The sequence below is a fragment of the Flavobacterium sp. N1736 genome (assembly GCF_025947065.1).
In the GTDB taxonomy this organism is placed as follows: domain Bacteria; phylum Bacteroidota; class Bacteroidia; order Flavobacteriales; family Flavobacteriaceae; genus Flavobacterium.
The window spans coordinates 1,246,796-1,259,416 of record NZ_CP109994.1 but is presented as its reverse complement, the minus strand read 5'-3'; the positions used below and the strand labels follow the sequence as shown (position 1 = coordinate 1,259,416).

Annotated in this window: 8 protein-coding genes; 6 read left to right on the top strand and 2 right to left on the bottom strand. The window is 33.4% G+C overall.

Going from position 1 to position 12,621, the window contains the following annotated elements; genetic code table 11:
- Window positions 1-23 precede the first annotated feature (23 nt).
- Window positions 24-623, bottom strand: a complete 600-nt coding sequence (locus OLM54_RS05425) for a TlpA family protein disulfide reductase (protein ID WP_264537582.1) — start codon at window positions 621-623, stop codon at window positions 24-26.
- A 542-nt stretch (window positions 624-1,165) separates the two neighbouring features.
- On the opposite strand from OLM54_RS05425, the gene OLM54_RS05420 reads away from it, so the two are divergent.
- From OLM54_RS05420 to OLM54_RS05400, 5 genes are all read left to right on the top strand, one after another.
- Window positions 1,166-2,224 carry an efflux RND transporter periplasmic adaptor subunit gene (locus OLM54_RS05420; RefSeq protein WP_264537581.1) on the top strand — a complete coding sequence of 353 codons (1,059 nt, stop codon included), beginning with the start codon at window positions 1,166-1,168 and terminating at the stop codon, window positions 2,222-2,224.
- 116 nt (window positions 2,225-2,340) lie between these two features.
- Complete coding sequence (locus tag OLM54_RS05415; RefSeq protein ID WP_264537580.1) at window positions 2,341-5,436, top strand: efflux RND transporter permease subunit; 3,096 nt, start codon at window positions 2,341-2,343, stop codon at window positions 5,434-5,436.
- Between the two features lie 69 nt (window positions 5,437-5,505).
- Window positions 5,506-6,816 (top strand): TolC family protein, encoded by a 1,311-nt coding sequence (locus OLM54_RS05410; protein ID WP_264537579.1) that lies wholly within the window; start codon window positions 5,506-5,508, stop codon window positions 6,814-6,816.
- 239 nt (window positions 6,817-7,055) lie between these two features.
- Window positions 7,056-7,919, top strand: a complete 864-nt coding sequence (locus OLM54_RS05405; protein ID WP_264537578.1) for a bestrophin family protein — start codon at window positions 7,056-7,058, stop codon at window positions 7,917-7,919.
- 65 nt (window positions 7,920-7,984) lie between these two features.
- Window positions 7,985-8,920, top strand: coding sequence for an AraC family transcriptional regulator (locus OLM54_RS05400; RefSeq protein ID WP_264537577.1), 936 nt, complete (start codon window positions 7,985-7,987; stop codon window positions 8,918-8,920).
- Between the two features lie 27 nt (window positions 8,921-8,947).
- On the opposite strand, the gene OLM54_RS05395 is transcribed toward OLM54_RS05400, so the two are convergent.
- Window positions 8,948-9,859 carry an aldehyde dehydrogenase family protein gene (locus OLM54_RS05395; RefSeq protein WP_264537576.1) on the bottom strand — a complete coding sequence of 304 codons (912 nt, stop codon included), beginning with the start codon at window positions 9,857-9,859 and terminating at the stop codon, window positions 8,948-8,950.
- A gap of 273 nt (window positions 9,860-10,132) precedes the next feature.
- Between OLM54_RS05395 and pheT the strand changes: the two genes are divergently transcribed.
- Window positions 10,133-12,553: a phenylalanine--tRNA ligase subunit beta gene (pheT, locus tag OLM54_RS05390; protein ID WP_264537575.1), complete on the top strand. Its 2,421-nt coding sequence runs from the start codon at window positions 10,133-10,135 to the stop codon at window positions 12,551-12,553.
- Window positions 12,554-12,621 lie beyond the last annotated feature (68 nt).

Genomic DNA, 12,621 nt, shown 5'->3' with positions numbered 1-12,621 from the left:
AGTAATTTAGGTTAAGATTAGATTTATTTAGTACATTTTGGTAATGAGCATCCGTAAGCTCTCAGAGCTAAAGCATCAAATGATGGAGATTTGGTTTGCTGCAGCAATGAATCTATTGCCATTTGGGCATAATTACTGTCGGCATTGGTGCAATATCTTGTTTTATTGTAGTTTCCGCGATAATATAACCTGTGAGAACCATCCATAATGACAGCTTGCGGCGTAGAAAAAACACCACATTTTACGGCCATACTTTCATCAAAATAGACAGGAATATCGGCATTAAACTTTTTCTGGATCTCTGCTATTGTAAAATCTTTGTGTTTGTTTAATACCACAATTTTAAAATTAATTTGGTCACCGTATTTTTTAATGAGTGCGCTTACGTGAGGTATATTAAAGCGCGAACACGGACAATCCGGATTAAAAAAATGAATAAAAACCGGTTTGTTGTTTGTGATCCAGCATTTTCCTAAATTAATTGTAGAACCCATTGCAACTGCATGGTAATTTTTAGGAACCGGCGTAGGTAAGGTATACTTTAATTCGTTTTGCCAAAACAAAAATGAAATGGCACAAAACAGTAATGTGATCCATAAACTAACGAGTATTTTTTTCCTCATAAATCAGGTAGTTTTAATTTAAAAAATAGAACGAATTATAAACACTTGTTAATTATTTAGTTTTAAAAAGGTATGTTTTTAACTTAAAATAAAATAAAAAACCTACATACTTTAACACTTAACATCCGAAAACATTAATATTCTCACAAAAAAACTACCATTTTGTTTAAGCTTACCAATGTTACAAATAAAAACGATTAAATGCAAAAAAAATCAGACAAAAAGCAAAAAAAATAATTATCCTAAAATTATTTCTGTCTGATAAATCTTTAAAATAAAACCAATTATCTGATATTTAATACTTTACAAGTTGTATCTTTTGAAATTATTAGTTTTAGCTTAAAAAAATCATTTTCATTTTAAACCATTTCAAAAAATCATTGTCTAAAGACAAAAGTTTTGCAGAAATAACCATTCAAACAGCTGTTTAAATTTATTGTGATTCATGTGTTAAATAAACGCTAACACCTTTCGATTTCGATACAAAAAGTTAAATTTGCGAGCTACTAAAAACACCAAAAAAATATCTTTACCTCAATTTTATGAAAGTAAAAAACCTTATTTACGCCCTTATAATTATAGTACTCGGAGGGTTTATCACTTACAGAGTGATTTCTAACAAAAGTAAAAACGACGAATCTAAAAAATCCGGCGACAAAGACAAGCCTACAACTGTAACGGGAATTGTTGTTAAAACTTCGACTTTTGATAATAATTTGTCATTATCAGGATCTATTGAAGCCAATGAACAAATAGAAATTCATAGTGAAGTTTCGGGAATTGTTGAAGGTATTTACTTTAATGAAGGTACTTATGTAAATAAAGGTCAGGTACTTTTTAAAGTAAATGATGTTGAATTAAAAGCGCAGTTAAGACAAGCCCAGACAAAAGAAGGTTTAGCGGGCGAAAATGAAAGACGAGCGAAGTTATTACTACAAAAAGAAGCAATTAGTCAGGAAGAATTTGATGTTGCAAATGCAGATTATGCTTCGATGAAAGCCCAGACTCAATTAATAAGAGCCCAAATTGCCAAAACATCTGTTAAAGCTCCTTTTTCAGGAAAAGTTGGTTTGCGTTCTATTTCACCGGGAACTTATATTACACCAGCTGTTTTGGTGGCAAAATTAGTGAATACCGGAAAATTAAAAATTACATTTTCGATTCCTGAAAAATATGCTTCACAAGTAAAAAATGGTTCAACGATTGATTTTTCTGTTTCAGGATCTGATAAAGTATATACTGCAAAAATTTACGCCATAGAGCCGGAAGTTGAAGTGGCAACCCGTACATTAAAAATACGTTCTATTGCGGATAATATTGACGGAAAACTTTTTCCGGGAACTTTTGCTGATGTAAAATTGCCTTTAAATATTATAAAAGATGCCATTGTAGTTCCTACAGAAGCTATTGTACCAGTACAAGACGGTAAAAAAGTATACATCGCCAATATGGGCAAAGCCAAAGAAGTTATGGTAGATGCAACCACCAGAACAGATGCTTCTATTTTAATTTTATCAGGATTAAAAGCCGGAGATACTTTGATTACAAGTGGCGTAATGTCATTAAAAAATGAAGCCCCGATAAAAGTTAAAGTGAAATAGTCCTAAAGTGAAATATTCCTAAAGCGGAAAGTCTTAAAGCCAAAAGTCATAAGGCTTGAACATAGATATTAGAAATCAACAATCTAAAATCAACAATCTAAAATCTAAAATCTCACATGAGTTTATCAACCACAAGTATAAGAAGACCCGTTTTAACCATTGTACTGAATCTTTTAATTATTTTATTCGGTTTCATTGGTTATACTTTTTTGGGTGTTCGTGAATTTCCTTCTATTGATCCGGCACAGGTTTCTATCAGAACCAATTATACCGGAGCCAATTCTGATATTATTGAATCGCAAATTACGGAACCTCTTGAGAAAGCTGTAAATGCAATTGACGGAATTCGAAATATTACATCGTCAAGTAATCAGGGAAGCAGTAATATTACCATCGAATTTAACTTAGACAAAAATCTTGAAGAAGCTGCGAATGATGTTCGTGACAAAGTTTCGCAAGCCGTTCGAAGTTTGCCACAGGATATTGATGCGCCGCCGGTAGTTTCTAAGGCAGATGCCGATAGTGAATCTATTATTTCGATGACTGTTCAAAGTGATACCAGAAGCTCTCTAGAATTAAGCGATTATGCCGAAAATGTTATTTCGCAGCGTTTAGAAACAATTCCCGGAGTTAGCGGTGTACAAATTTGGGGACAAAAACGGTACGCAATGCGTTTATGGATCGATCCTGTAAAATTAACGGCTTACGGCTGTACAGTTGCAGAAGTTCGTGACGCCTTAAATGCACAAAATGTCGAATTACCTTCTGGAAAACTAACGGGAAATAACACGGAATTAACCGTAAAAACAATCGGAAATTTATCTAAACCGGAAGAATTTAATAATATTATTATTCGTACTGATGGCGATAAAATTGTTCGTTTAAGTGATGTTGGCGGTGCTGAATTAGGACCTGAAAATATCGAAACTTCCTTAACATCTTCTGGGCTTCCAATGATTGGATTGGCGATTGTACCAATGCCGGGCGCCAATTATCTTGATATTTCGAAAGAGTTTTATAAAAAATATGATGCTCTAAAGAAGGATCTTCCAAAGGATATTAAACTAAATATTGCACTTGATAATACGCTTTTCGTAAAAAAATCAGTACTTGAAGTTGCCGAAACTTTAGGTATTTCGATTATTTTGGTAATCATTATTATCTATTTATTTTTTAGAGACTGGGCAATTGCCTTCAGACCTTTAATTGATATTCCGGTTTCGTTAATTGCTACGTTTTTTATCATGTGGCTTTTTGGATTCTCTATCAATGTATTAACCCTTTTAGCTATTGTTTTAGCAACCGGTCTGGTGGTTGATGACGGAATTGTGGTTACCGAAAATATCTTCAAGAAAGTCGAAGAAGGAATGTCGCCAATTGAAGCGGCGATAAAAGGTTCAAATGAGATTTTTTATGCCGTAATTTCAATTTCGGTAACATTAGCCGCAGTATTTTTACCTGTAATTTTCTTAGAAGGTTTCGTTGGTCGACTCTTTCGGGAATTTGGGGTTGTAATTGGAGCCGCGGTTCTAATTTCTGCCTTTGTATCGCTGACATTAACGCCAATGCTGAATGCGTATTTAATGAAAGGCGGCGAGCAAAAAAAATCAAAATTCTACGTTAAAACAGAGCCTTTTTTCGAAAAGCTAAATAGCGGATATGCCGAATCTTTAGGTCGCTTTATGGAGAAAAAATGGATTAGTTTCCCCATATTAATTGTTTGTTTTGGATTGATTTATTTATTTTTTACCATACTTCCCAAAGAAACTGCTCCTTATGATGACCGTAGTTCTGTAACCATGCGTATGACAACTCCAGAAGGTTCATCTTACGATTATACCAACCGTTTTATGCAGGAAATGTCAAAATTGGTTGAAGATTCAATTCCGGAGAAAAAAGTAAGTTTGGTCATTACCGCCGGAGGTTCCGGAGGTTCTGCAACAAATTCAGGTTTCATCAGGCTTTCGTTGAAGGAACCGGATGAAAGAACGAGATCTCAAAAAGATATTGCTGATAAATTAACGAAATGGACTAAAAAATATCCGGATGCTAAAACATCTGTAATTCAACAGCCTACAATTGCCGTAAACCGACGTGGAGGTTTACCAATTCAGTATATTATTCAGGCTCCGACTTTTGAAAAACTAAGAGAAAAAATTCCGGTTTTCATGGATGAAGTCGGGAAAAGTGATGTATTCTCGACAACAGATGTAAATCTGAAATTTAATAAACCGGAGATTAATGTAAGTATTGATCGCGCAAAAGCAGAAAGTTTAGGAATTTCGATTATGGATATTGCGCAAACGCTGCAACTTTCTTTGAGCGGACAGCGTTTTGGCTATTTCATAAAAAACGGAAAACAATATCAGGTTATTGGACAATTTGACCAAAAAGACCGTTCGAAACCTTTGGATTTAACTTCGATGTTTGTAAAAAACAAAAACGGAGAATTAATTCAAATGGACAACGTGGTTAAAGTCGAAGAACAAAGTAATCCGCCGCAATTGTATCACAATAATAGATATATGTCGGCAACCGTTTCTGCAGGTTTAGCACCGGGAAAAAGTATCAGCGACGGTATTGAAGAAATGGACCGAATTAAAGCGAAAGTTTTAGACCAGAGTTTTACAACGGATTTAAGTGGAGAATCGCGAGATTTTGTCGAAAGCAGCTCGAATACTTCTTTTGCTTTTGGATTGGCTTTATTATTAATATTTTTGATTCTTGCCGCTCAGTTTGAGAGTTTTATAGATCCGTTTATTATTATTTTAACGGTGCCAATGGCGGTTGCGGGAGCTTTATTCTCCTTATGGTTATTCAATCAAACCTGGAATATTTTTAGCCAGATTGGTACGGTAATGCTTATTGGTTTGGTAACCAAAAATGGTATTTTGATTGTCGAATTTGCGAATCAGTTACGAGAACAGGGAAAACCAAAACTAGAAGCCATTTTAGAAGCTTCAGAAGCACGTTTGCGCCCTATTTTAATGACGAGTTTAGCCATTGCATTAGGCGCTTTGCCAATTGCAATGTCGCTTGGAGCAGCTTCTACAAGTAGAATTGGAATGGGAGTTGTAATTGTTGGAGGAACTATTTTCTCTTTGGCATTAACCCTTTTTGTAATTCCTGCTATTTATTTGATGTGGTCTAAAGCCAGAAAACATTATCCGGAATTTGATCATATTGACGAATACGAAAGAGAAAGTAAATAAATAATATTAGCCATGAATTCACGAATTTTATTAAATTAATTCGTGAATTCATGGCAAAAGAAAACCAATATGAATACTAAAATTTTATTCAATACGCTGCTATTATTCTTGTTTTGCATCATAAAAGTGAATGCACAGGAAGTTCTGACTATTGAAGATGCTATGAAAATAGCTTTGGAAAATAACTTTGAAATTAAAATTGCAAAAAACAACACAAAAATAAACGAAACCAATGTAACTATTGGAAACGCCGGAATGCTGCCTGTTGCTACAGCTTCGGTTACAGATAACAGAAGTATTCAAAATACATCGCAAACCCGTCAGGATGGCACATCTACATCTCTTGACAATGCTAAAAACAATAGTTTAAATTATGGTGTAAGTTTAGGATGGACTGTTTTTGACGGTATGAAAATGTTTGCCAGATTAGATCAGTTAAAAGAGCTTCAAAAACTGGGCGATTCTCAGCTTAAACAAACTATTTTGGTAAAAATTGGTCAGGTAAATTCTTCTTATTATGATTTGGTGCAGCAACAACAGCAATTAGCCGCTTTAGATACTACAATTGTAATTTCTAAACAAAGATTAGAATTGGCACAAAATCGTTTCAGTATCGGGAAAGCTTCAAAATTGGAGGTTTTAAATGCTCAGGTAGATTTAAATTCTGATCAGGTTGCGTTATTAAGACAAAAGGAATCGTATGCAAATGCCAAAATTTTATTGAATCAATATTTAGCCCGTGATCCTAAAATTGACTTTAAGGTAAGTGATAAAGTAACGGTTGACAATACTTTGGTTCTGGCTAATTTAATGGATTTGGCACAAAAGCAAAATCCGGCTTTAGAATCGCAGGTTATTAATAAACGTATTGCCGAGTTACAACTCAAACAAGTAAAAGCAGATCGTTATCCTGTGGTAAACTTAACTTCGGGATATAATTTTGCCGACAGTCAATCGAGTCTGGGCTTTACAACTCAGTCATCTGCAAGAGGTTTAAATTATGGTTTTAATGCAACGCTGAATATCTTTGACGGTTTTAATCAGCATCGAAATGAAAAAGTTGCCAAATTGCAAATCGAGAATACTCAAATTGCAATCGAACAGCAAAATATGATTTTGAACACGCAATTAAGTACCGCTTTTCAAACGTATTTAACCAACCTTGAATTAATTGGTCTTGAAGAAGATAACGAAGCAATTGCCAAACAAAATCTTCAAATTACGTTGGATAAATTTAGAATTGGAACTATTACAACACTTGATTTTAGAACGGCACAGCTTAATTATGTAAATGCAAAAGTGCGTTACAGCAATGCGCAATATGAAGCAAAATTATCTGAAATTGCGTTAAAAGAATTGGCGGGAAATATTAATTTTTAACTCGTTGTCTATAATTATTTTAACACATAGAAACATAGATTTGTATCACTGCAAAAAAGGCATTTCACTTATTTAAATGCATCCCGATGCTTCGGGACTATGTTTAAATGATGTATCATTTATTTTAATCTTCTTTAAGAAAAGAAAAAGTCTATGTTTCTATGTGTTAAATAAAATTTTCAAGAATTGCACACAAAGCTTAATTTTTAAATTAAATTTGTTTACAAAAACAAATTTTAATGATCTCATATAATACCAAAGACTGGTTTACTTTTATATTCCATTTTCATAAATCTGATACCGTTAGAAAATTATTTCCAATCATGATTGCGATTGGAATTTATGCTGCAATAGTTGGTTATCTGGAGGTTGAATATTTTAAATTTAGTAAAAACGATTATATACACAACATTCCTATTATGCACGGAATGCTTGGTTTTGTGATTTCATTATTGCTTGTTTTCCGTACCAATACAGCCTATGATCGTTGGTGGGAAGGCCGTAAATTATGGGGCGGTCTTGTAAACAGCAGCCGTAACCTTGCCATCAAACTATCGGCAATGCTGAAAGATGAAAACGACCGAAAGTTTTTTAGAAAATTTATTCCAACATACGCTTCTATTTTACACAGACATCTTAAAGATACAGATACCGGAAAACAGCTTTTTGAAGACGTTGATTTAGAAATTGATCATTATAAACACAAACCGAATCAGGTAAAAAGAATGATGTTTCATAAAATCAATGATTTGTATGATGCCAAAAAAATTACCGGAGATCAGTTAATTATTCTAAACGAAGAATTACAGTCTTTTACCGATATTTGCGGCGCTTGCGAAAGAATTAAAAACACACCTATTCCCTACTCGTACAGCGCTTTCATAAAAAAATTCATTTTCTTTTATACGATGACTTTACCATTTGGATATTCGATTAGCTTAGGATATTATGTGGCGCCTGTTGTGGTTTTTATCTTTTATGTTTTAGCCAGTTTAGAGCTTATTGCCGAGGAAATTGAAGATCCTTTTGGCGATGATGAAAATGATTTGCCAACAAAAAAGATTGCCGAAAACATCAAAAAACATGTTGAAGAACTGATTTAATAGGCGTTAAATCCTATAAAGCTTCTATTTTGATTAAATTTAAAAAACTCTTAAATTTAATTACAATGAGCAAACAACATTTTATCAACAATCATCCTGATTTGTCGAATGAAAAATCATTAAAAACACTGGTCGAAAACAGAACCATTTATACACTGAGTCAATGTGAGTTAAATATTTTTGAAACTTACGAATGTTCCCGCTTGGTACCGCTAAAATTCAATGATTTTGTAGTAACAAGTATGCTAAAAGGCAAAAAGATAATGCATCTTTTTGATGATCCCGCGTTTGATTATTTACCCGGTGAAACAGTTATAATTCCATCAAACGTAGAAATGAAAATCGATTTTCCTGAAGCATCAGAAAAAAATCCAACACAATGTCTCGCATTGGCAATTGATAAATCGAAAATAACAAATACTTTAATTTATTTAAACGAAAATTATCCAAAAGAAAATCATAATGAATATTGGAACTTAGATTATCAAAATTACTATTTCTATAATAATGCAGATCTGGCAACAACGATTAACAAACTTCTTAAAGAATGCATGAGTACATCGATTACTAAAGATGCGCTGGCAGATTTGGCTTTAAAAGAACTATTGATTCGGATTATACAAACTCAAAATTTAAAATCTCTTGATAACGGAACGCTTATTCAGCCTAACAATTTGATTTTTGAAATGACTGAATTTATCAAACTCAATTTAAAAGGAAATATTAATCTTAAAAGTTTAAGCGAAAAAGCCTGCATGAGTACCGTATCATTTTATCGATTTTTTAAACGGGAATTAGGCATGAGTCCGATTGAATATATTTTGAAAGAAAAAATAAAACATGCCAAAAAATTACTCCAAAATCCTGAATTACAAATTAATGAAATTTGCTATTTATCTGGTTTTGTAGACGCTAATTATTTTACACGGGTGTTTAAAAAGCACGAAGGAATTACTCCAAAGCAATATAAAACGTTGCATGTCAATAATCTAAAAAGGTAAAAGTTTGGGGTTAAAAGTATAAAACTTCTAACCCTTATTTTTAACATGAATATCCTGCCTGATTAGTATATGATTTAGTGCAAATAAAACAGCACCTTCAATAGCTTTATCAAAAAAATCATCATCATGATCTGCTACAGACGGGTCAAATATATTTGGAAATTTTCCATTTACCTGAGGCGTAAACAAAATACTGTTTTCAATATGCCGGATTGCCGAATTTCCCGTGGGAGAACTCATAAATGCAGCTTTAGAAGTTTTTTTATCTGTTTTTGATGAAGACCTAAATTCAAAGTCAAAACCGTTTACAATATTTAAAACTCCCGGAGGAAGAACAGATCCTATTAACTTAATCAAAACTAATATCGACAACGGCATTCTTTCGTCGGCTTTTAAAACAATTGTATTTCCTGCTGCCAATGCCGGTGCAATTTTCCAAACGGCCAATAAAACGGGAAAATTCCACGGAATCACCCTCGTAACAACCTTTAACGGATCGCATAATGTAATAGAAACAATTTGAGAATCCATCGCTTCAATAGCATTTTCTTCTGTACGCATTAAACCTGCAAAATACCTAAAATGATCAATAGCCAGCGGAATATCTGATACTGCTTTTTTACGAACCACTTTACTATTGTCAATACTTTGCAGCAAAGTGATACATTCAAGATTGTCTTCTATTTCTTTAGCAATCTTATTTAATAAAATACTTCGCTCGGCAACAGATGTTTTTTGCCATGAATTAAGCGCTTTATATGCGGCATCTACCGCTATTTCTAAATCTTCATTGTCTGAATAAGCTGCTTTTGTAAGTGCTTTTCCGTCGATTGACGAAATAACATCAAAATATTTTCCTTTAACAGGTGCTTTAGATTTTCCATTTATATAATTATTATATTCCGGTTTAAATTTTGGTTTTTGGCTAATAGTACTCATTCTTAATTATTTTATTTGTGTCAAAACTACGCTTATTCCCGAAAGCAGGATAGCACTTTTCATTCATCTTGTAGCACAAAAGTATCAGATTCATTTTTCTAAACTGCATTTGATGTTTTATTGATTAAACAATTGGTTAAAAAGCAGTAAAATTCTCATTTATAATAACTTAAATCAAAATTAAAAACAACGATAAAAAACCAAATAATTTCTTTCTTACTACAATGTGCAATCCTTATATTTGTATCCTCATACTAGAATAAAAAAGTTAACATGAAAATATCTTACAACTGGTTAAAACAATTTATTAAAACAGACTGGACATCTGAGCAAACTTCAGAATTATTGACAGATTTGGGTCTTGAAGTTGAAGTTGTCGAAAAATACGAATCAGTAAAAGGTGGTTTAGAAGGGGTTGTTGTTGGACATGTATTAACGTGCGAAAAACATCCGGATGCCGACAGATTAAAGGTTACAACTGTAGATATTGGCTTAGAAACGCCTATACAAATTGTTTGCGGAGCTGCTAATGTTGCCGCAGGACAAAAAGTGCCTGTTGCTACTATTGGTACAGTTTTATACGATAAAGACGGAGCTGAATTTACTATAAAAAAAGGAAAAATCCGCGGTCAGGATAGTCACGGAATGATTTGTGCCGAGGATGAATTAGGATTAGGAACAAGCCATGACGGAATTATGGTTTTGGATCAGGAATTGGTTCCCGGAACTCCTGCTGCAGAGGTATTTCAAATTGCAAGTGATGAAGTTTTCGAAATTGGATTAACGCCAAATCGTGCTGACGCCATGAGTCATTTTGGAACTGCGCGTGATTTAAGAGCAGGAATGCTGCAACGCGGTGTAAACGTAGAATTGATTACGCCATCTGTAAGCAATTTTAGAGTTGACATGCGTACTTTAAAAATTGATGTAAGTGTCGAAGATCCTCATTTAGCACCAAGATATTGCGGTGTAACGATTTCTGGAATTTCTGTTGGACCTTCTCCGGCATGGTTACAAGATCGTTTAAAATCTATTGGATTAACTCCAAAAAATAATATTGTCGATGTTACTAATTATGTTTTACACGAATTAGGACAGCCATTACACGCTTTTGATGCTGCAAAAATTTCAGGAAAAGTAATTGTAAAAACACTTCCTGAGGGAACTAAATTCACCACTCTTGATGATGTTGAAAGAACATTACACGCCGAAGATTTAATGATTTGCGACGAAAAAGGACCGCTTTGTATTGCAGGTGTTTTTGGAGGAAAAAAATCGGGTGTTACAGACGGAACTACCACTATATTTTTAGAAAGTGCTTATTTTGATGCCGTTAGCGTTCGTAAAACAGCAAAAAGACATCAATTAAATACCGATGCTTCTTTTAGATTTGAAAGAGGAATTGACCCAACAATTACAGAATATGCTTTGAAACGTGCTGCACTTTTAATTCAGGAAGTTGCAGGCGGAAAAATTACGTGTGATGTTGTGGAAGTTTATCCAAAAAAAGTAGAAGATTTTTCTGTTTTACTGAATTTTAGCCATGTTTCTAAAATTATCGGACAGGAAATTCCAAAAGATACCATCAAGAAAATATTAGTTTCTCTAGATATTAAAGTAAACAGTGTTTCTGATTCCGGTTTAGGATTAACGATTCCTGCTTATCGTGTTGATGTGCAGCGTGAAATTGATGTTATCGAAGAAATTTTGAGAGTTTACGGTTATAACAATATTGATTTCTCTAAAAAATTCAACGCAACGGTTGCAAATTCACCAAGAACAGAAGATTATAAAGTACAAAATGTAATTGCATCACAATTGAATTCGCAAGGATTTCATGAAATGATGGCAAACTCTTTAACAACAGCGGCTTATGCAAAACTATCAGCTGTTTTAAAAGAAGAACATAATGTTACCATGCTAAACCCGTTGAGTAGTGATTTATCTACAATGCGTCAATCATTATTGTTTTCCGGGCTTGAAGCGATTTCATACAATATTAACAGAAGAAATTCTGATTTGAAATTGTTTGAATTTGGAAAATCTTACCATAAATACCTAAACGGTTACGAAGAACATAAACACCTTTCTTTGTCTATTTCCGGAAACAGAAATAAAGAAAGCTGGACAAATCCTCAAAAATCAACTGATTTCTTTTTATTAAAAGGATATGTAAATGCGGTTTTGTCTCGTTTGGGAATTGATAAAATCTCGAATGCGCCAATGCAATCTGATGTTTTCTCAGAAGGAACTTCTATTTGCTACAACAATGATACTTTGGTTGAAATGGGAGTCGTAAAAAAATCGATTTTAAAACATTTCGGAATCAAACAAGATGTTTATTATGCTGATTTTAACTGGGATTTAGTATTGAAAATCATTACCGGAAAAATTAAATATACCGAAATTCCTAAATATCCGGAAGTTCGCAGAGATTTAGCGTTACTAATCGATCAGAATACAACTTACGATAGTATTTATAACCTGGCGAAGCAAACAGAAAAAGCACTTTTAAAAGACGTTAATTTATTTGATGTTTATGAAGGTGAAAAACTTCCGGAAGGTAAAAAATCGTATGCTTTAAGTTTTACTATTCAGGATAATACAAAAACGCTTACAGATACTCAGATTGATAAAATCATGTCGAAATTGCAACAAACTTTTGAGACAGAACTTGGAGCAAGTTTAAGATAAAACTTTCTGTTTATAGCTAAACTTTTGTTTATACATAATTCAAACCCGACAGGTTTTAAAAACCTGTC

Bases quoted from the DNA above. Each gene is read 5' to 3' on its own strand.
- OLM54_RS05405 (WP_264537578.1), top strand. From the start codon at position 7,056: ATGATCTCATATAATACCAAAGACTGGTTTACTTTTATATTCCATTTT.
- OLM54_RS05425 (WP_264537582.1), bottom strand. From the start codon at position 623: ATGAGGAAAAAAATACTCGTTAGTTTATGGATCACATTACTGTTTTGT.
- OLM54_RS05420 (WP_264537581.1), top strand. From the start codon at position 1,166: ATGAAAGTAAAAAACCTTATTTACGCCCTTATAATTATAGTACTCGGA.
- OLM54_RS05395 (WP_264537576.1), bottom strand. From the start codon at position 9,859: ATGAGTACTATTAGCCAAAAACCAAAATTTAAACCGGAATATAATAAT.
- OLM54_RS05410 (WP_264537579.1), top strand. From the start codon at position 5,506: ATGAATACTAAAATTTTATTCAATACGCTGCTATTATTCTTGTTTTGC.
- OLM54_RS05400 (WP_264537577.1), top strand. From the start codon at position 7,985: ATGAGCAAACAACATTTTATCAACAATCATCCTGATTTGTCGAATGAA.
- OLM54_RS05415 (WP_264537580.1), top strand. From the start codon at position 2,341: ATGAGTTTATCAACCACAAGTATAAGAAGACCCGTTTTAACCATTGTA.
- pheT (WP_264537575.1), top strand. From the start codon at position 10,133: ATGAAAATATCTTACAACTGGTTAAAACAATTTATTAAAACAGACTGG.